Source organism: Roseibium aggregatum IAM 12614, from assembly GCF_000168975.1.
Taxonomy (GTDB): Bacteria; Pseudomonadota; Alphaproteobacteria; order Rhizobiales; family Stappiaceae; genus Roseibium; species Roseibium aggregatum.
In genome coordinates this window covers 22455-42374 of sequence record NZ_AAUW01000012.1, presented here as the reverse complement: position 1 = coordinate 42374, position 19920 = coordinate 22455, and the positions used below count along the sequence as shown (strand labels likewise).

Genomic DNA, 19920 nt, shown 5'->3' with positions numbered 1-19920 from the left:
CCGGAGTCGCCGCGTTTTGCTGCGAAAACTCAAGGTCATCGTCTATTTTGACAGGGACACCACCAGATCTTCTATTGTAGAATGTTCCGGCTGCCAGCCAGTTGCTCTTTGGGCGTGGCTGACGTCAACGGATTGCGACAGGGCATAGCCGGCAGCCCAATCGGTGAGCGGTTCGGCAGCCTCAGGTGCGGGAACCGTCTCGATTTCCAGCGGCAATCCGTGTCGGGCTGAAATATGCGAAGCCAGGTGACCGACGGAAATACCTTCAATACAGCTTGCAATCAGCGACATCCGGAACCGGGCGTTCTTGAGGGCGAGCGTATAAAGCGCGGCAAGGTCGTTTATTTCTACCAACGGCCACCTTGTTTGGGCTGTTGCACGGGTCTGGAACGGCCTGCCTTCCTTGAGCGCTGCCGTCATCAGGGCAATTGGTCCGGTTGTCTGACTGCAGGCGAGCGCCGGGTGAATGACCGTCAGATTGAGATCCGTTCCATGCGACAGGGTCCTGATCGTTTCGGTCATGAAGCGAAACGCGGGCAGGGGAGCGAACTGGGTTTTCTCGCTCAGCAGCTGGTTTCCTGTCGTTGCAGGGAAAAGCCAGATGCCTCCGGTGTAGATGATCTTGAGCGGCTGTTTGCGGTGTTTGGCTGCCTGCTTCAGGGCGAGCATGCTCTGCCGGTCGACCCGTCCCATATCTTCAGAAAAAGTCGCGCCAAGGTGGATGACGGCATCGCATGAAGCTGCCCTCGATACCCAGCTTTCCGGTGCGCGCAGATCTCCGGGATAGGCACTTGCGCCAGACGCACGCAGCTTGGCTGAAGACGCGTCTGAGCGGGCCAGACCGATTACCCTGGCACCGTCCTGAACCAGCCGCTTTACCACGGCAGAACCGATCTCGCCGGTTCCACCCGTTACAAATACTTCCATGCGCAAAGAGAACCCCGTTCTGGCCAGCGGCGCAAGCTGAAGCTGCCCGGGACGGGCGACAATCCACCGCCGTTTTCTGCCACAATCTTGACCTTGGCCGGAAGCCTGATAGGTGAGAAGCATGACCTTGCATCTGGTAAAACTGTGCGTCGGCGCGGACAGCGTCGAGTCCCTTCAGGCCTGGATCGATTTTCGCATGGACAATGCCCGCAAAACCGGGCTTCCAGCAGAAACGATCCATACGACGCGCATGGTGCCAACCCGCAAGGACGAGCTTCTGGATGGCGGGTCTCTCTACTGGGTGATCAAGGGTAAGATCCAGGTGCGCCAGCACCTTATCGATATCCGGCCGTTCACGGACCAGGCGGGCGTCAAACGCTGCGATCTGGTTATGGAGCCAAGACTGATCCTGACTCAGTTCCAGCCCAAGCGTCCGTTTCAGGGCTGGCGCTATCTGAAGGCGCAGGACGCTCCGGCAGACCTGAAGGCCGGCGGAGCGGCCCAGGCCATGCCGGAGGATATGCGGCGAGATCTTACTGAGCTCTGCCTGCTTTGATCTGCCGGCATCAGCCGGAAACCGGCAACGCCTTGTGAAGATGTCCGATGATCGTGCTGAAGTCCGGCCAGCCTGGCCCAAGGCCGGGATTTTCCTTCTTGCGCGTCATGGCAAGATGCGCGTAGCCATGCACCAGCGACCAGACGAGGATCTCGATTTCCTCCGGATCGGTCCCTTCAGGGATCAGCGGTGCGCATGTTTCGCGCAAGATCGCATAGGATCTTGAGGCGTGAAGAGCAAATTCCTCATCGTTCTCGTTGAATTTCTGTCCTGAAAAAATGAACAGGAACAGCTCCGGGTGTCCGGTCGCAAAATCCAGGTATCCCTGACAGATGGCGCTCAGCCGTTCGGCAGCGGCAGGAGCGCAGGTCTCGAGCCGTTTTTCCATAGCCTCACAAAACAGGGCAAACCCACGCGCGGCAATTGCTGTCGACAGGCCCGTGATATTCTTGAAGTGATAGCCAGGGGCCGCGTGTGAAACACCTGCCTTGGCAGCGCATTCGCGCAGGGAGAGCTTGTCCGGACCACGTTCGCGCAACAGCGCCACACCAGCATCGACCAGAGCCCTTCTCAGACTGCCGTCTCGTTTGCGGCGGGAGGGGGGAGAAACTGTCATGCGATCTTCATCGGCGATATGCTTGACAGTGTCAAGTTTCGCTTTATCTTGACACTGTCAAGTTAACCTGGAGAGGCGGAATGTCGATGGTTTCAAGGTTTGCAGCAAGTGTAGCCTTCTGGACAGCGGCGGTTAGCGCTGTCCTGGTTGCGGTGGCTTCGTTGAGATTTTTGGCGCTGGGGGTATCCGCGTCGATGGACTTCGTGGCGCATAATCTCGACGGGAATGCGCTGATGCTTTACGCACACATCGGTGTTGCGCCGATTGCGCTTGCATTGATGCCGTTTCAGTTCATGACCCGGCTGCGAGCGCGCCGGCCGAAACTGCACCGCTGGTTGGGCCGCGGTTACGTCGCTGCAGTCCTGGTTTCCGGTCTTGCGGGGCTGCAGCTCGCCTTTCACACAACAGCAGGGATTTTCGCTGCAACAGGCTTTGCGCTGCTGGCGGTCCTGTGGATGATAACTACCGGTATCGCGCTGGTCTTTGCCTTGCAGCGGAACATCCCGCGTCACCGCGCCTGGATGCTGCGTTCGGCCGCCCTTACCTTTGCTGCTGTAACGTTGCGTGTCTATCTGGGAAGCAGCATGGCGGCAGGTCTCGACTTTCAAACTGCCTATCCTCTCATTGCCTGGCTGTGCTGGCTCCCGAATGCGGTTTTCATGGAAGTGTATCTTCTTGTTCGTCCCAAAAGCTCACGCCTGGTCTCGGCTGCTGCCTGAGGGCAGGAGGGGCTAACCCGTGTCGCATCCCATGGACTGAGACTTGCCAAAACGGGTTTCCGGACCCAATTTGACTGTCATAAACAGGCACAAGGAGGCGGCCGTGAACGTGAAGACCGGCAAAGGCACGGTAGACCCGATGGTCCGGAAGGAAGCCGGAGTGCCTTCAGCCGCTTCCGAGGTTGCCTCCTTTCTCCGCAAGGCCGAGGAAATCGCACCGCAACCTGGCAGTGGAGGGCGTCTTGTGTTCGCCCTCGACGCGACGATGAGCCGCCAGCCGACGTGGGACCAGGCCTGCCAGATCCAGGCCGAGATGTTTCGGGAAGCGGGCAAGATTTCGGGTCTCAGTATCAAACTCGTCTATTTTCGCGGATTTGGAGAGTGCCGGGCCTCCCGCTGGCTTAACAGTGGAGCCGAGCTTGCAAACGCCATGAGCCGCATTGCCTGCCAGGGTGGGCGTACACAAATCCGCAAGGTGCTTTCGGCCGCGCTGTCAGCCGCCAATACCGAAAAGATCGCCGCCCTGGTTTACGTGGGCGACTGCATGGAAGAGGACGTCGATGCCTTGTGTGACAAGGCTGGCCAGCTGGGCCTGCTCGGCGTGCCGATGTTCCTGTTTCAGGAAGGTCGGGACGCGGTGGCAGAGCGTGCGTTTCGTGAAATGGCCAGGCTTACCAACGGCGTGTTTTGCCGTTTTGATTCCGGCTCGGCTCAGCAGCTGTCAGATCTCCTGAAAGCCGTTGCCGTTTACGCCAGCGGCGGCCGAACGGCGTTGCAGAAGCTGGAAAAGCAAGGCGGCAAGGGCGCAACGCTTTTGCTGCAGCAGTTGCCCTCCGTCCGTTAGGCTTGGGAGGGAAGGGACCGCTCTTCCTTGCTGTTGCCTCTGCCACAGGTTTACATAACCGGAAACATTCAACACGTGACTGGAATAGGGCCGCTGCATCCATAGGGTACGGGCCCGGGCCGGCGAACGGGGACCCCACCGCCACATGATTTATCTGATTATCGGCTTGATAGCGCTGACCGCCCTATTGACCCTCGGCAACACGTTCGTGAACGCCAACCCGGCGAAGCTTGCCAGAGGATTACGCCTGTTCGCGGGTGGTCTTCTTATGGTGGTGGCGCTGATCTTTGCGCTGACAGGCCGGTTCCTGTTTGCCATCCCCCTGTTCGGGCTTGGTTTATCCGTTCTGGGGATGTCCGGTCTCCCTTGGCTTTCGTCTGGCTACAAGCCTCAGAAAACCTCAGGGCAACGCTCGCGTGTGCGAACTGCCATGGTAGAGATGGAACTTGATCACGATACCGGTGCCATGACCGGAACCGTGCTTGCGGGCACCTTTCAGGGGCGCGAGCTGGATGAACTGACCGAACCGGACCTTGAAGCCTTTTGGCAGGAAACGGCCCAGGACGGTCAGAGCCAGAAGCTAGTCGAAGCTTATCTCGACCGCAGGCTTCCCGGATGGCGTGAACACTTCCAGGCGGATGGAGCAGAGCGGCAGGGAAGCCCGGCGAGCTCGGGCCCCATGACAGATGAGGAGGCCTACCAGATCCTGGGGCTTTCGCCCGATGCCGGGGACGCGGAAATTCGAGCTGCGCACCGCAGGCTTATGATGCGAGTCCACCCCGACCAGGGAGGCTCCGGTTTCCTCGCGGCGAAAATCAACGAGGCTAAAGACACGCTTCTCAGAAGACATTGACGGCATCCGTTACGCGGTTACTGGTAGATGGCGAAGCATGCGTATTTTGCCTTTTTCAAGCTTTTGCAGGCATTCCACGCAGCTGTTTTGGTGTCGAAGCCGACGAACCGGGCGCGGTAGAGCGTCTGTCCGTTGGTGTCGACGGGTTCGGTGTAGGGGACCCGGCCCCGCAGGGCGGCTCCGGTTCTGGCCTTGGCATCCTTCAGCATGGTGATGGCCTGGCTTTCGGATTCGGTCGCAGCGATCTGGACCTGCCAGCCCGGCTCGACATCGCGGGTATCGCTTGTCGCAACCGTGACGCTGTCATCGTCGCTGCTGTTGTCGGCAGATGCGGTTTCCGGTGCTGCCACGGTCTCAACCGGTGTGGTGTTGATCGCGATGGTCTGAACAGAGACCGTTTTGACCGGCTGCGCGGAACCAACGGCGCGCTGTGCGCCACCTGCTTTCGCACCTTCGGACTTTGCGGCTTCGAGCAGAGCAGCTCTGGAAATCGAATTGGTGTTCAGCGGCTCGTCCGGGCTTGACGGCGGGATCGGCGGGAGGGCGGTTGCAACCGCAAACGTGCTGTCGAACCGTTGTTTCACAAGCTTCGGCGGCAGAGGTACGTCGTTGCCGAAGCCCGGAACCGGAGCGGGCGTCTGGACCGATGCCGTGACGGGCGCATTGGAGGCGGTCACCAGGACAGGAGCGGGAGCCGGTGTCGGAATCGCTGAAGCTTTGGTCGGCGCGGTAAAGGCCAGCACCATCGGCTCACCCGCAGCCGGCGCCGGTTCGCTACCGGGTTTGGTGTTCGGCAAGGGCGGGTTCTTGAGCGCAACGGCAACGAACGTCGGTTCAGAGGTGTTCTGGACGATCAGCGGCGCTGTTTTCGGACCACGGCTTGCCTTGGGCAGGTAGGCGTTGATGAGCTTCGTCATCTGGGCATTGCGCGATGCGCCGGTTTTGCCGCCCATGACAACAGCAACAATGTGCCTGCCGTCCCGATTGACCGAGGTAACAAGGTTGAAGCCGGAGGCGCGGATATAACCGGTCTTGATCCCGTCAACACCCTTCACGCGGCCGAGCAGCTTGTTGTGGTTGCCGTAGGTGCGGCCCTTGTATTTGTAGGCCCGGGTTTTGAAGTAACCGTAATACTGCGGAAACCGTTCCTGAATGGCGCGGCCGAGCGTTGCCATGTCCCGGGCAGTGGTGCGCTGTCCGTTGTCCGGCAGACCATGCGGATTGCGGAAAGTGGTCTTCGACATGCCGATCTGACGCGCTGTGCGGGTCATGCGTTCGGCGAATTTCTTTTCAGAGCCGCCAAGGTTCTCCGCAATGACGGAAGCAACGTCGTTGGCTGACTTGGTGACCAGCGCAAGGATCGCATCCTTGACCTTGATGGTGCCACCGGGCTTGAGGCCCAGCTTGGAGGGCGGCCGCGCGGATGCGTAGCTGGAAACACTCAGGTTGGAGTCCAGCGACAGTCGTCCGGCTTCCAGCTCTTCAAACACCAGATACAGGGTCATGATCTTGGTGAGAGAGGCGGGATACCTGTAGGAATCTGCCGATGAGGAGTAAAGTGTCTTGCCGGTTTTGGCGTCGACGACGATCCCTGCATATTTCGGGTTTGCCATCGCCGTTGCAGGCAGCCCCAAAAGCACAAGGCCGAGGGTCAAGAACTTTGCAGTGCGGACGAGAACCCGTCCCTTGCGAAAAATACGCATCCCAAACACAATTACTATCCCATTCCGGGTCACGTGGTTTGTCTCTGGAGCGGCGCGTTTTGGATCTTAACCCCCTGAGATTCAGAACCGCTGCTCCGTCGTTCTCCATGTCATTTGATGGAATTACGGTTACGAATGGGTAAATGAATGATCGAAAAACCACTTAAAAAAATAGTTTTTTGTTAGAGTTAATCGTTGGTTAAAGTCACATTCTTTCGTATTTGCAAGTATTGTTTTCGTAAAACCTTCTTCTTGCTTGATTTTCTGGTTAAGGTTCCGTTTATTTTTGGCTTTTTTTGTTCCGGATTTGGTCACGCGCAAGCATCTTCCCGCTTTGTTGGTTTGGGGTGTGTGTCGCCTTCTTCTGGTTGCTGTTGCCTGTCCACGTCAAGGGTGCTGTTTTTCGGACATTGGCGCGGCAGCTTACGTTATGAAAGGAGCGTTAAATTCGCGTAATGGTTGTTTTTGCAATGCAAAATCACCTTGACACTTATTGTGCAGTGCATTACGACAAAGTCTCGTTAGGTAACGCGATACGCGCGCCGGACCGCCCCATATGGCCGATGCTTGGGATTGGTAACCGGTTCGCCGGAAAAGGGCAGAAAAATGATGAACAATTTTGATGAACTGCAGAAGATGAGCAAAGACAACATGGACATGGCCATGGCGTCTTTCGGTTCTGTCAGCAAGGGTTTCCAGGCCATCGCCGCTGAAATGGCCGACTACCAGAAGAAGTCTTTCGAGGAAAGTTCCGCAGCTGTTGAGAAGCTCGTTTCCTCCAAGTCCCTCGACAAGGCTTTCGAAGCGCAGGCCGACTACGTCAAAACCGCTTACGAAGGTTTTGTCGGCGAAATGACGAAGATCGGTGAAATGGTCACCGATATGTCCAAAGATGCCTACAAGCCTTACGAAGGCGTGATGGGCAAGCTTGCGAAATAAAGTTCCCTTTTAGCCGTCTCACAACGGTTTGAAGTTTGAAACCCGGCTCGTTCGAGCCGGGTTTTTTCGTGTATGCACAGGTTTACCGGCGACGCGCGGGGCAGGGTGCCATTTTGGAACGCATTTTGAAATGCGTTCTCTTGCCACCTTTTATTCATTGTCAGGCAACCTACATTCCTCTTGACTGGCAGCGCAGGGACTACAAATGCGCTGTTGACCTTTATGTTGATGAAATCGACCATTGCGCGAGAGCGGCTTGCGCGGCAGGATTACCACTGAGAATGCGTATTCGCGGCGCAGTCCGTGCTGCGGAAAGCTCTGGACCAGCTGCGCAGGGCAGAGTGTTCAGGATTCGAAATTTGGTGATGGCCGGAGTGATAGAGGCAAAAGAAACGGCAATGTCGGCGGGCTCTGATTATGACAATGACGGTGGCGACGCCGGAACGGTTACAGTCACCCGTACCAAAACAGTAACCAAGCGGCCAAATCTCTATCGAGTGCTGCTGTTGAACGATGACTACACTCCGATGGAGTTCGTTATTCACGTTGTGGAGAACTTCTTCCAAAAAAACCGCGAAGAGGCGACCCGCATTATGCTGCATGTTCACCATCACGGCGTCGGGGAATGTGGAATCTATTCCTACGAAGTCGCGGAGACGAAAGTCACCCAGGTGATGGATTTCGCGCGCAAGCATCAGCATCCGTTGCAATGCGTCATGGAAAAAAAGTGAGGACAAACGCACGTGCCTTCCTTCTCACGCAGTCTAGAAAAAGCACTCCACCAGGCTCTGGCCTTCGCCAATGAGCGGCAGCAGGAATATGCAACGCTAGAGCATCTTCTGCTGGCCTTGCTTGACGACCAGGACGCGGCTGCGGTCATGCGCGCTTGCAATGTGGATCTGGATACGATCCGCCGCAACCTGGTTGAATATATCGAAACCGAGCTGGACAACCTTGTCACCGACAGTGACGAGGATTCCAAGCCGACCGCCGGCTTCCAGCGCGTCATTCAACGGGCGGTTATCCACGTCCAGTCGTCCGGCCGGGAGGAAGTGACCGGCGCCAACGTGCTCGTTGCGATCTTCGCCGAGCGCGAAAGCCATGCAGCCTACTTCCTGCAGGACCAGGACATGACCCGTTACGACGCGGTCAATTATATCTCCCACGGCATCGCCAAACGTCCCGGCATGTCCGAGGCTCGTCCTGTCGAAGGGGCGGATGAAGAAGATGTGATGCCCGGAGCTGAAACCGAGAAGAAGTCCAGTCAGAAGACGGACGCTCTTGAAGCTTACTGTGTCAATCTCAACACCAAGGCCACCAATGGCAAGATTGACCCGCTGATCGGGCGCGACAGCGAAATTTCGCGCACGATCCAGATCCTGTGCCGCAGGTCGAAGAACAATCCGCTCTTCGTCGGCGACCCGGGTGTTGGCAAGACCGCCATCGCGGAAGGTCTGGCGCATCGCATCGTCAATGGCGATGTGCCGGATGTGCTGAAGGATGCCACCATCTTTTCGCTCGATATGGGCTCGTTGCTGGCGGGTACCCGCTATCGCGGCGATTTCGAGGAGCGGCTGAAGCAGGTGGTCAAGGAAATCGAGGACTATCCGGGCGCGGTAATGTTCATCGACGAGATCCATACGGTGATCGGCGCCGGTGCAACGTCGGGCGGGGCGATGGATGCATCCAACCTCCTGAAGCCGGCACTTGCTTCCGGTGCGATCCGCTGCATCGGTTCGACCACCTACAAGGAATACCGCCAGTTCTTCGAGAAGGACCGGGCGCTGGTCCGCCGCTTCCAGAAGATCGACGTCAACGAGCCGTCGATCCCGGACGCGATCGACATCCTGAAAGGTCTGAAGCCCTATTTCGAGGACTTCCACAAGGTTCGGTATACCAACGATGCCATCAAGGTGGCTGTGGAGCTGTCGGCGAAATACATTTCCGACCGCAAGCTGCCGGACAAGGCGATCGACGTACTGGATGAAACCGGTGCCTCGCAGATGCTGGTTCCCGAAGCCCGCCGCCGCAAGACCATCGGTGTGAAGGAAATCGAGAACACGATTGCCACCATGGCCAGGATCCCGCCGAAGTCCGTTTCCAAGGACGATGCGGAAGTTCTGGAGAACCTCGGCAAGGATCTGAAGCGGGTCGTCTATGGTCAGGATGAGGCCATCGGAACGCTGGCGTCGGCCATCAAGCTGGCGCGTGCCGGCCTGCGTGAACCGGACAAGCCGATCGGCAGCTATCTGTTCTCCGGCCCGACAGGCGTCGGCAAGACGGAAGTTGCACGGCAGCTCGCGTCTTCGCTGGGTGTCGAGCTGATCCGGTTCGATATGTCCGAATATATGGAACGGCACACCGTGTCGCGCCTGATCGGTGCACCTCCGGGTTATGTCGGCTTCGACCAGGGCGGTCTGTTGACCGACGGTGTCGACCAGCATCCGCACTGCGTGCTGCTGCTGGACGAGATCGAAAAGGCCCATCCGGACCTGTTCAACATCCTGTTGCAGGTGATGGACCACGGCAAGCTGACCGACCACAACGGCAAGCAGGTCGACTTCCGCAATGTCATCCTGATCATGACCACCAACGCCGGTGCTGCGGACATGGCCAAGATGCCCGTTGGCTTCAACCGCATTAAGCGGGAAGGCGACGACGCGGAAGCGATCAACAAGCTGTTCACGCCTGAATTCCGCAACCGTCTCGATGCGATCATTCCGTTCGGCAATCTGCCGATGGAAGTCGTCTACAAGGTGGTCGAGAAGTTCGTCATGCAGCTGGAAGTCCAGCTGGCTGACCGCGGCGTAACCTTCGAGCTGACAGAGGATGCCGTCAAATGGCTTGCCGACAAGGGCTATGACAGTCAGATGGGGGCTCGCCCGCTTGGGCGGATCATCCAGGAGCACATCAAGCGGCCATTGGCCGACGAGGTGCTGTTCGGCAAGCTGAAGAAAGGCGGGATGGTCAAGGTCACCGTGTCCGAGGACGGCAAGGGTCTGCTTCTGGAAAGCATCGAGGAGCGGGCGACGCCGCCCAAAGCCAAGGCAAAGACCGAAGCCAAGGCCAAGCCGAAGCGCCGTCGCAAGCCCGCTGCCAAGGCTGCGAGCGCCAAGGATACCAAGCCGCCGGCAGGCAAGAGCGGTCCATCCAAGAAAAGCCTTGTCCCCAAGGTTCCCCTGGCTGACTGAGGCCGGGCAAAATCAGATCGTAAAGGCCCCGGAGAGATCCGGGGCCTTTTTTTGTTTTGGCCAGCGAAGACGATTGATGACGCTTGAAGTGGGCAGGGGATCCCGTGCCTTGAGCTCACTGTTGGTGAGGCGAGTGGCGGTTAGTCTCATTCATGTTTGGAATTGAAGCCATTCAGGAAAATCATTTGCAGCAACCCGGTCTCCCGCCTAGCTAAGAAGCAGACACTTTCGGGAGAACGGATATGAGCGATAACAAGGTTGCCATGATCACCGCAGGCGGGTCCGGCATGGGCGCCGACGCGGCAAGACGGCTGGCCGCGGATGGGTTCCAGGTCGCAATCCTGTCTTCATCCGGCAAGGGCGAGGCGCTTGCGGAAGAGCTGGGCGGGGTCGGTTTCACCGGTTCCAACCTTGTTGCGGACGACCTGACTTCTTTTGTCAAAAAGACCCTGGACTCCCTTGGCCGGATTGATGTTCTGGTCAATTCGTCCGGACACGGTCCGAAAGGCGGCATTCTGGAAATCTCCGACGAGGACTGGCACCTCGGTATGGACTATTACCTGATGAACGTCATTCGCCCGGCGCGCCTCGTCGCTCCGGTCATGGCGGAACAGGGTGGGGGAACGGTGATCAACATCTCCACCTTCGCCACCTTCGAACCAGACCCGCTGTTTCCGACATCCGGTGTGTTCCGGGCAGGACTTGCCAGCTTCACCAAGCTCTTTGCAGATAAATTCGCGGCCGAAAACGTGCGCATGAACAACATCCTGCCCGGTTTCATCGACAGCCTGCCGGAGAAGGAAGACCACCTCGCCCGGATCCCCATGGGCCGCTATGGCCGCGCCGACGAGATTTCCGGTCTGGTTTCCTATCTTGCCAGCGAGGCGGCGGCCTATATCACGGGACAGAACATCCGCATTGATGGTGGTCTGACGCGGTCGGTGTGAGGGAATTCGAGAGTTAGAAGGTCATTCCTCGCAAGCCCGGCGGCTCTGGCCGTTTTCCTTGGGCGTAGTCCAGCAATGCACGAAGCCAGAGAACGCTGCTTTCGTGGGGATCCTGGGACAGTTCCTCGGGGCGAGTGTCAGTAAGCCCCACAACGTCGATAGATTTCCTGCAAGAGAAAGCAGCCTTCTGCCGACCATCTGAATCGATTGGGCACCAGAGTTTTTTCTGTTTGAGTGCGCCCCAAGCGATGCCCCGTCTGAAACACGTCAGCGCCCGATAATCTGGGTCGATAATCACTCTACCGCTTGGGCCCATCATACCCCAGAGCCCATTTTCTTCGAAGCGCGTCAGCATGCCACCGCAGGCCAGTATTGCTTCGCTCTCTTCTTTGGTTGGGCCTGTGGGCTTTACGACTTCATTGTTGTGGGTGTCGATCCAGAATTCTCTTCCATTCTGTTCGACCTTTAAGACAACCGGTTCTTTTTTGAGGCCTGTCTGAGACCGAACGGCAAACCATGTTTTGTTGTGTCTGTGTATTTGGAGCTTGTCGTAAAGTGGCGGAACCAAAAATTGTCCGTCGTCGTCAATCACACCCCACTTTCCAGCGGAGGAAACCGCAGACAATCCTTCGTTGACGTAGAGAACGTTGTCATACCAGCCTTTGGACGGCAGTGTTCGACCGTCTTGCGTGACAAACTTATACCGTTTGTCGCCGATCGAGGCCAAGTAGGGCGACAAGCAGAAGTCGTCTGAAAACCGCGTGTTTATTGCGCTAACTTTTGTCTTTACTAAGGTGTCAAGCTTGGGATGGCGGATCGCGTAGAACCCGTTCAGTTCGATTACCTGAAGTCCTTTGGGGCAAGAAACATGCACGTGACCGTTGCGTTGATCAGGCACCAGGTCTCCTTCAGGCGTAACGCTGCGCCATAGCCCATTTTCCAGAACTCGCGGCCAGCGGCCATCCGTTGGTCGGTCAACATTTTCATAATAACGGCCGGTCAATAGCTCGCCGTGTCGGGTTACCAAACCCAGTTGTGAAAGATTGTCATATTTGCGCGCCAACCCATACCCACCCATCCAGTAACTGAGACCTTCAAACTTGAGCGGAATGACGAGCTTGCCGTTTCTATCAACTGCACCTGACATTATCTTCTTAGACTGAGGTGACTTTGGCTCGGCCACGTCAGGAGTGCCTTGCACGGTCGCAAAGTCGCCAATGAGCCTATACGCGCTTGTGTAGCGCGGTGTAACTTGCCACGAGCCATCAGCTCTCAGAAGGCCGAAGAGCGGCTCTTTACCCTTTGCGTCAGACGCCCAAATCAGGCCGCGACTCAGCTTGTCAAAATAGGCAATCTTGTACTGTTTTTTTGAAATCCAACCCTGATCGATCCGATACAGACCCAATCGTTTTTTGATGAAGATGCTGCTGAGTTCGTCTAAAGGGGCAAGTCTGAACCCGTCTTCGAGGCGACGTTGTCCTTCTGCCACAAGAACAACGTCTTCAGTAAACGGAATTGCACGGGCGAACTGTGTCTCAACAACGACTTTTCCGTTTCGGTCAATGACGCGTGCCTGATTATCGATAACGACTTCTGCATGGCCGGATGTAAAAGTGCCTGCAAGGTCGAAGCGCGGTTCGATAACGATAGAGCCGAGGCTATCGATATATCCCCATTTGCCATCTCTCTTAACTGCGGCCAGTCCTTCGCTAAAAGGTAGTGCGTCCTCAAACTTGAAGGGGATCAGAGATTGTCCCGACTTTCTGTCGACATAGCCGCAGAGATCGAACGGCCCGCCGCATCCGAACGAAATGTCTGAGACGTCAGCGATGCCCGGGGAGTTTGAAAACAGAAACACGAAGAGGCATGTCGGAAGGAAAATTAGCTTGTGAAACATTCAGGCCGCTCTGAAACAAAAATGGTCTGACCCTGATCGTCCTCAATTGTGGCGTAAATGCAGTCGTGGGTTGTATTGATTGGTGACTTCGTCTCGTTGCCACTGACGATGAGTAGGCTAGGCGGTTCGGTTCTCCGGCGTACCAATCCACGTTTAAGCGCTCTGGACAGAAAATCTTCAAAAAGGTAAGGCTACCTTACTAACTGCCCAGAGATGAGTCAGCTTGATGACGGCTCCTGATCAGCCAGAAACCACCCAGAACCTGCAAGTCCCGCCGGAACATGCTCGGGTCTGGATGGCGCGTGGGGCGCGGGCGGCGGTGTCTATTCCTGCGTTTATTCTGACCGCGGCGTTTGTCGGCTATGCAGGGCTTGCCCGGGAGAGCGGACTGACGCTTGTCGAGACCCTGGCGATGACCGGGCTCGTCTGGGCGCTGCCTTCCATCGTGGTTCTGACCGGGGCGATTTCTTCCGGAATGGGGATGATTCCGGCGGGCATTGCCGTGGCTCTTGCCTCTGTCCGTCTGATGCCGATGACAATGGCCTTGATGCCGCTGATCAAGGTGCCTGGCAAGACCAGGACATGGCAGTTGCTGATCGCGTCTCATTTCGTGGCGGTGACCGCCTGGGTGTTCGCGATGAAGCACCTGCCGGATATGCCAAGGGAAGGTCGATTGCCGTTTTTCATCGGTTTCGGTGGAGCGGTGACCAGTTTCGTTTTCTGCATGACCGGTGTCTCCTATCTGCTGGTGGAAAGCATGCCGGGCATGGTGGCGGGCGCCTTGTTCCTGCTGACGCCGGTCTATTTCCTGTGTTCGCTCTGGGGAGCGGCGCGGCTCAATGCGGACCGGGCGGCGATGGTCGCGGGGCTGCTGCTCGGGCCGGTTTTCTTCATCTATCTGCCCGGGCTTGATCTTCTTTGGACCGGCCTTGTCGGCGGGACGATAGCCTATATCGGAACGCGGATCGTGCGCAGGGGGCTGTCGTGATGGACGGATCGACCGCAGGCGGATTGCTTTCCGAAACCTGGTGGCCCTTGGCGATGATCATAGTCGCCGGCTGGTTTGCAACCGACGTCTGGCGCTGGCTGGGGGTCTTTGCCGGTGGCAGGCTGCGTGAAGATGGCGAACTGCTGATCTGGGTGCGCTGTGTCGCGACCGCCCTGGTCGCCGGGGTGATTTCAAAGCTGATCCTGTTTCCGCAAGGCGTGCTGGCCGAGACGCCACTCTGGCTGCGCCTGGCTGCTGCCAGTTTCGGTTTCGCCTCGTTTTTTGCCGCCCGTCAACGTGTCTTTGTGGGCGTGCTTGCCGCCGAAGTTTTCCTTGTTGCCGGCTGGCTCCTCCTCGACGCAATGGCTTCCTGATCCAGATCGAATTCCCGTGTTCACTTGCCCGCCAGATGGGGTAGGTTGAAGAGAACGGTGATTGCACTCGGTCAGGGAGAGCGAAATGACGGATCAGGTCGAACTCTTTTACGCACCGCAGACACGTGCCACTGGTGTGCGCATTCTCCTGGAAGAGCTGGCAGCGCCTTACAAGCTGAACGTGCTCAACCTGAAACTGGGTGAAAACCGGACGCCCCAATATCTTCAGGTAAACCCGGCAGGGAAAGTTCCGGCGCTGCGTGTCGGCGAGGCCGTGATTACCGAACAGGTCGCGATCTATCTCTATCTGGCAGATCTTTTTCCCGAAAAAGGGCTGACACCCGCGCTGGACGATCCGCTGCGAGGGCCTTACCTGCGCTGGTTTGTCCACATGGCCTCCTGTTTCGAGCCAGCCCTGATCGACCGTGCGCTGAAACGTGAAGAACCGCCGCATTCGATGTCGGCCTACGGGTCCTTCGACACGGTTATGGGGAATATGCGTATCCAGCTTTCCAAGGGCCCGTTCGTTCTTGGAGAGCGGATGACGGCTGTCGACATCCTTTGGGGCGTCGGGATAAGGTGGGGCATGATGTTCGGCATCGTGCCGGAATTCGAAGAATTCACGAGATATGTCGAGTGGTTCTCCGAGAGGCCTTCGGTGGTGAAGGTGCTTCAGGAGGACCAGAACATGGCCAGGGAACAAGAAGACGCTGCTGTTCAAGCCGGCGTAGCCTAGGCTAGTCGTCGAGCCAGCGTTCTTTCCACGATATCCCGGATACCGGGTCAGCCTGCCAGAATCCGGTCTGCCGACGTGCAGCCAAATTCAACGACTACCGCAATTTGCCTTGCCGCGATGTTTGCCGTCGTGCGCTCCTCGTCAGCAGTTGCCACTAAAACTATCCGTAATCCTGACCGGACAAACCATTGCTGCGCACTATCTAAGGAAACGTCGTTTTTGCGTTACTAAACTTCGAATGGCGGATGATCGGATCAAACGTGACCGACCTAAAGTTAACGATTGAAAGCGGGTCGAAGCCGAATGGATGATGATAAACTTGGAGGTAATCTGACGATGAAGGACAAGTTCAAAGATACGGAAATGCTGGAAAGACTGGCAGACGCTGCAAAGTCCGGCCGCATTTCCCGCCGCGATTTCCTGAACTATTCCATGGCTGCCGGTGTTGCAGCTTCCGCCGCAACGGGACTTTGGACCACCAGCGCCAGGGCGCAACCGAAGCCGGGCGGGACCTTCCGGGTCGGCATTCATGACGGCAACACATCAGACACCCACGATCCGGGCACCTATCTCACCATCGCCATGATTGTTCTGGCGCATACTCACCGCAGTTACCTGACCCTGATCGAGCCGGACGGCTCTCTGGGGCCGGATATTGCCACCGAATGGTCGGCGAACGAGGATGCGACGGAATGGACCTTCAAGCTCAACGAGAACGTCACCTTTCATTCCGGCCGCAAGATGACCGCAGATGACGTCATTGCGTCGATCAACCATCACCGCGGCGAAAGCACGACCTCGGCAGCCAAGGCGCTGCTGACCGATGTCACGGATATCGTCAAGGACGGCGACAACGCAATTGTCTTCAAGCTGTCCTTGGGCAATGCCGATCTGCCGTGGCTGATGACCGATTACCATCTCGTGATCTGCCCTGCCAACGAGGACGGTACCATCGATTGGGCCTCGGGTGACGGCACAGGTCCCTACAAGATCGAGAACGGTGATTTCGGGGTGAGGTTCTCGCTGACGCGTCATGACGGCTGGCATCTGGATGGGGCGCATTTCGATGGTGTGGAACTGATCGTTCTGACCGATCCGAACGCCCGCCAGACGGCCCTTGTCACTGGGGACGTGGATGCGGTTTCGCTGATCGATCTGAAGACCATGGGGCTGCTTGCGCGGAATCCGAACCTGGAGATCGACAACGTGCCGTCTGCCTCGACGCTCACGATGCCGATGTTCTGCGATACGGCTCCGTTCGACAACAAGGATGTGCGTAACGCGCTCAAGCTTGCGATGAACCGCGACGAGATCATCGAAAAAATCGCCTTCGGGGCGGCGACCAAAGCGAATGATTTCCACCATTCGCCGGCCATGCCCTATTGGCCGGACGACATTCCGCAGCACGACTACGATCCGGATCAGGCTAAATCGCTGTTGAAGAAGGCCGGGGCCGAAGGATTGTCCATCAGCATTTCCTCGGCGGAATCCATCTATTCCGGAGCGGTCGATCTCTGCGTTCTTTATGCCGAACATGCCAAGGCTGCGGGCATAGACATCAAGGTCGTGCGCGAACCCAACGACGGATATTATTCGGATGTCTGGCTGAAGAAACCATTCTGTGTGGTGGCCTGGGGTGCGCGGCCGACGCCGGATGTGATGTATTCGCTGGCCTACAAGTCTGACGCCGCCTGGAACGAAAGCCATTGGCAGAACGAACGCTTCAACGAGTTGCTGTTGATGGCCAAGGCCGAGCTGGACGACGCCAAGCGGGCGGAGATGTACCGGGAAATGGCACTGCTGGCACATGACGACGGCGGCACGATCATCCCGTTCTTCCGCAACTTCGTTTATGCCCGCCGAAGCAACGTCCAGCATGGCGAGCAACTGGCATCGAGCTGGGAGCTCGATGGGGCCAGAGCCTGTAGCCGCTGGTGGTTCGACAGCTGATCGAAGGTCGATGAAGAACGCCCGCCCGGTCTCAAGCCGGGTGGGCGTTTTTTGTTGTGTTTTGGCCTGTCTGTGGGGCGAACCCGGTTCAGGCCAGCGCTGCCCGGATCTTTTCAGCTTGAGACGCCAGAAGGTCGTTGTCGGCCATCGCGCCGGTATGGGGTTTCAGCGATACGCCCTCGAAGCGCGGAATGACATGGACGTGCGTGTGGAACACCACCTGGCCACCGGCCGGTTCCGAAAATTGCTGGATGGTCGTGCCGTCGGCATCAAAGGCCTTGATCACCGCTCTGGCCATGGTCTGGACCGTTGCCATCACCGCGTTGAGATCGTCCTGGGCGATGTCCAGAATGTTGCGGGAAGGGGCTTTGGGGATCACCAGAACATGACCGTCGCCGCGTGGCATGATGTCCATGATCACCAGTGTCTTGTCGTCTTCGTAAACCTTGTGGCTCGGCAGTTCGCCGCGCAGGATCTTGGCGAAGACATTCTGGTCGTCATAAGCGGGTGCGGACATGGTTCAATTCCTGTCTGATAGGCAAAAGATTTCGCGAAACGATGTTACTGGGCAAGTTGCCTCGACACTTCAGGGGTGATCAAAGGACCATCAATCGATTCCGATCAAGAGTTACTCTTGATCTAGCCCGAGATTGTTTGCAGCTACAAGCCGCGACATGCCACAGAACAGCTCGGATGAGTCTGCTGCGGAAGACGCGACCCTGGTCAGGTTCGTTCGGGCCACAGATATGACAGGGTCGCGTTCGAGCGTATGACCACGAATTCCTCGCGTTTTTCCCATCGTCCCAAAACGTTGATTTCAGTCACCGAACAATTGCCGTGCTGACGCCGCAAGGGATCGCAGGCGCGGGCTGCCGTAGTATAGAGTTTCGCCCGTCGGCTCTTGAATTCGTTCAGCCAGGCTTCGGCGTAGATACCGGCACTATCCACCAGATCGACGTCCACTTCCTGGTAGTTGAGAGGTTTCTCTGTCTTGAAGGTACCGGGAACTTGCTTCTCTACGAACTCAAGCTGCATCCTGATCTCGGCAAATTTCGGATCATCCTTGAATTGCTTGGCTTTTGTCAGCTTTACCCGGCAATTCGATGCAATTGTCTTCACCAGGAGCTTGCATTCGGCTTCCGCGATCCTGGGGGCCTGTCCGGAGATGAAGACCTCGATCATGTCCATGTCGGCAGGAGCTCCTGTTTCCTTCAAGAGCTCTTTCACCGATACGGGCATGACGATATTGACCACCCGTCCGGCATCAAGGTTCTTGAAGTCCGTGAGGGCGACGTAGCCATCTTTCAGGGAACCGTTCGAGCCGTGCCTGGCGTTGTGGACCGTCGCTTGTCCTTTCAGCGGGTCGTTCTTGAAGCCGAAGACAGTGTTCGCGACGTTGGCAGCACTGAACATGATGTAGCCGTAGTAGAGCGTCACTGCGAAAAAGATCACTCCGCAGGCGATTTGAAGGATACGCATCAAGACTGTTCCCTGTTGCTTATGAACCGGAATTGGTATTGGCGGTGCTGTCACGTCCGAGAGCCTTGTCGACCAACGGCCTGATCTGCGCCATCGCCTTGTCCTCGTAGCCGGACTTGCCAGCTACTGCGATGTTCTCGACCGGCGTCATGATGACGAGTGATCCCCCCAATGGCCGGAAAGGAACCCGGTCATCAAGAGTTTCCGGGAGCGGCCCAACGAGCACGTGAGTTGACCGTTCCACGCCAGCGAGATTTTGCTCGCTTCTTATGCCAAAGGCGCTCTTGAACCAGCTGTCGTACTTGCGATAAGCCGCCTTGTTCTTGGCGACGGGCTCTTCATGAAGGCTCGGATTTTCCTTGGCGTTTCTTACGAAAAGCCAGTGATCTTGCATCTGTCGCCAAGGCTGAACACCGCAGGAACGAAGGGTTCTTGCCCCGACCATTTCAACAGGCACGTCAGGATCAAGATTGGCGAAAGCGATATCGCCGACACCGAGTGCCACCACGTGCGAGATGCGGGCGCCCGGTGCCAGATGGATGTTCCACAGGATCTTGCCGAATTCGTTTTGCAGGATCAGGTAGACAGGCTTTTCGGTTTCAGTAACGACGACATCGACAACAGGAAAACTGTCGTCCTTTGCACTGAGTACCATGGTGTCGTCTCGAATCTTTCTGGGGTCGTCGGCTGGTTTCTGGGCGTTTTCAGCCAGCTTTTGTGCCCGTTCCCGAATTTTCGTTTTCGACCAGGTGTAGATCGGCGCATGCATGTTGCCTGTGCCGACATGCACATTGCCGATATATTCCCCGAGGTTTGGTTTGCGGAAGCGGCAGAATGCAGTGGGTTGCTGCATGACAACCTTCGCAGGAAGGTCGGTGTCCAAGGTCGTTTCCTTGTACCCAGTCACCGCGGACTGGATCCAATGAGGTGTCCCATCTTCTGCTACGAGGACGCCGGGTGATGCCTTGTAGCCTCGCATGTCGCGCTTCAGACCGGACTGCGGGTCTCCGGATGGAACGTTATCCGAGCAAGCGAGCAGACCGAAGCACAAGGCCACGGCAAATCCTTTTTTAAAACGCATCCGTAAGTTCCGGAGATCTCTGGCGTTGGGTATGCGTTTACAGGTTGTATCATTCGTCTTAAGGTTTAGTTTCTCCGGGAGGGCAATTCCTGCGTTTCCGGCGGTTTAAGTCGGAAAAAA

General features: G+C 57.2%; 19 protein-coding genes. 12 read left to right on the top strand and 7 right to left on the bottom strand.

The features are described from left to right. Window positions 1-42: 42 nt before the first annotated feature. Window positions 43-927: an SDR family oxidoreductase gene (locus tag SIAM614_RS16760; RefSeq protein WP_040440514.1), complete on the bottom strand. Its 885-nt coding sequence runs from the start codon at window positions 925-927 to the stop codon at window positions 43-45. 121 nt (window positions 928-1048) lie between these two features. Between SIAM614_RS16760 and SIAM614_RS16755 the strand changes: the two genes are divergently transcribed. After that, complete coding sequence (locus SIAM614_RS16755) at window positions 1049-1483, top strand: DUF1489 family protein (protein ID WP_006936292.1); 435 nt, start codon at window positions 1049-1051, stop codon at window positions 1481-1483. A gap of 10 nt (window positions 1484-1493) precedes the next feature. Here the strand turns inward: SIAM614_RS16755 and SIAM614_RS16750 are convergent, their stop codons facing one another. Then, window positions 1494-2099 (bottom strand): TetR/AcrR family transcriptional regulator, encoded by a 606-nt coding sequence (locus SIAM614_RS16750; RefSeq protein WP_006936290.1) that lies wholly within the window; start codon window positions 2097-2099, stop codon window positions 1494-1496. A gap of 80 nt (window positions 2100-2179) precedes the next feature. Here SIAM614_RS16750 and SIAM614_RS16745 point away from each other — a divergent pair, with 80 nt between their 5' ends. The 3 genes from SIAM614_RS16745 to SIAM614_RS16735 all read left to right on the top strand — a co-directional run bounded on the left by SIAM614_RS16745 (window position 2180) and on the right by SIAM614_RS16735 (window position 4515). Beyond that, entirely contained in the window at window positions 2180-2818 is a 639-nt protein-coding gene (locus SIAM614_RS16745; RefSeq protein WP_040440484.1) for a DUF2306 domain-containing protein, read from the top strand. Window positions 2819-2921: 103 nt separating this feature from the next. Beyond that, on the top strand, window positions 2922-3662 hold the full coding sequence (locus SIAM614_RS16740; RefSeq protein WP_006936286.1) for a vWA domain-containing protein: 741 nt from the start codon (window positions 2922-2924) through the stop codon (window positions 3660-3662). A 145-nt stretch (window positions 3663-3807) separates the two neighbouring features. Continuing rightward, window positions 3808-4515, top strand: a complete 708-nt coding sequence (locus SIAM614_RS16735) for a DnaJ domain-containing protein (RefSeq protein ID WP_006936284.1) — start codon at window positions 3808-3810, stop codon at window positions 4513-4515. A gap of 17 nt (window positions 4516-4532) precedes the next feature. Here SIAM614_RS16735 and SIAM614_RS16730 read toward each other — a convergent pair whose 3' ends face one another. Further along, complete coding sequence (locus tag SIAM614_RS16730) at window positions 4533-6218, bottom strand: D-alanyl-D-alanine carboxypeptidase (RefSeq protein WP_006936283.1); 1686 nt, start codon at window positions 6216-6218, stop codon at window positions 4533-4535. A 606-nt stretch (window positions 6219-6824) separates the two neighbouring features. Here SIAM614_RS16730 and SIAM614_RS16725 point away from each other — a divergent pair. From SIAM614_RS16725 to SIAM614_RS16710, 4 genes are all read left to right on the top strand, one after another. Next, the gene (locus SIAM614_RS16725; protein WP_040440483.1) at window positions 6825-7157 is read left to right on the top strand and encodes a phasin family protein; all 333 of its coding nucleotides are present in this window, start codon (window positions 6825-6827) and stop codon (window positions 7155-7157) included. Between the two features lie 398 nt (window positions 7158-7555). Continuing rightward, complete coding sequence (clpS, locus tag SIAM614_RS16720; RefSeq protein ID WP_031268357.1) at window positions 7556-7888, top strand: ATP-dependent Clp protease adapter ClpS; 333 nt, start codon at window positions 7556-7558, stop codon at window positions 7886-7888. Between the two features lie 12 nt (window positions 7889-7900). Beyond that, window positions 7901-10348 (top strand): ATP-dependent Clp protease ATP-binding subunit ClpA, encoded by a 2448-nt coding sequence (gene clpA / locus SIAM614_RS16715; RefSeq protein ID WP_006936277.1) that lies wholly within the window; start codon window positions 7901-7903, stop codon window positions 10346-10348. Window positions 10349-10590: 242 nt separating this feature from the next. Continuing rightward, window positions 10591-11295 carry an SDR family oxidoreductase gene (locus SIAM614_RS16710; RefSeq protein WP_006936275.1) on the top strand — a complete coding sequence of 235 codons (705 nt, stop codon included), beginning with the start codon at window positions 10591-10593 and terminating at the stop codon, window positions 11293-11295. A 13-nt stretch (window positions 11296-11308) separates the two neighbouring features. Here SIAM614_RS16710 and SIAM614_RS16705 read toward each other — a convergent pair whose 3' ends face one another. Then, window positions 11309-13192, bottom strand: coding sequence for a WG repeat-containing protein (locus SIAM614_RS16705; RefSeq protein ID WP_006936273.1), 1884 nt, complete (start codon window positions 13190-13192; stop codon window positions 11309-11311). Window positions 13193-13418: 226 nt separating this feature from the next. On the opposite strand from SIAM614_RS16705, the gene SIAM614_RS16700 reads away from it, so the two are divergent. From SIAM614_RS16700 to SIAM614_RS16685, 4 genes are all read left to right on the top strand, one after another. Further along, window positions 13419-14180, top strand: coding sequence for an AzlC family ABC transporter permease (locus SIAM614_RS16700; protein WP_040440482.1), 762 nt, complete (start codon window positions 13419-13421; stop codon window positions 14178-14180). Further along, complete coding sequence (locus tag SIAM614_RS16695) at window positions 14180-14554, top strand: AzlD domain-containing protein (protein ID WP_006936266.1); 375 nt, start codon at window positions 14180-14182, stop codon at window positions 14552-14554. Before SIAM614_RS16700 ends, SIAM614_RS16695 begins: the two co-directional genes overlap by 1 nt. A gap of 85 nt (window positions 14555-14639) precedes the next feature. Further along, the gene (locus tag SIAM614_RS16690; protein WP_006936265.1) at window positions 14640-15290 is read left to right on the top strand and encodes a glutathione S-transferase family protein; all 651 of its coding nucleotides are present in this window, start codon (window positions 14640-14642) and stop codon (window positions 15288-15290) included. A gap of 336 nt (window positions 15291-15626) precedes the next feature. Further along, window positions 15627-17240: an ABC transporter substrate-binding protein gene (locus SIAM614_RS16685; RefSeq protein WP_006936264.1), complete on the top strand. Its 1614-nt coding sequence runs from the start codon at window positions 15627-15629 to the stop codon at window positions 17238-17240. A gap of 88 nt (window positions 17241-17328) precedes the next feature. Here SIAM614_RS16685 and SIAM614_RS16680 read toward each other — a convergent pair whose 3' ends face one another. The 3 genes from SIAM614_RS16680 to SIAM614_RS16670 all read right to left on the bottom strand — a co-directional run bounded on the left by SIAM614_RS16680 (window position 17329) and on the right by SIAM614_RS16670 (window position 19800). Beyond that, the gene (locus SIAM614_RS16680; RefSeq protein WP_006936261.1) at window positions 17329-17757 is read right to left on the bottom strand and encodes an HIT family protein; all 429 of its coding nucleotides are present in this window, start codon (window positions 17755-17757) and stop codon (window positions 17329-17331) included. Window positions 17758-17963: 206 nt separating this feature from the next. Next, complete coding sequence (locus SIAM614_RS16675) at window positions 17964-18719, bottom strand: hypothetical protein (protein WP_006936255.1); 756 nt, start codon at window positions 18717-18719, stop codon at window positions 17964-17966. A 19-nt stretch (window positions 18720-18738) separates the two neighbouring features. Further along, window positions 18739-19800 (bottom strand): hypothetical protein, encoded by a 1062-nt coding sequence (locus SIAM614_RS16670; RefSeq protein WP_040440481.1) that lies wholly within the window; start codon window positions 19798-19800, stop codon window positions 18739-18741. Window positions 19801-19920: the final 120 nt, after the last annotated feature.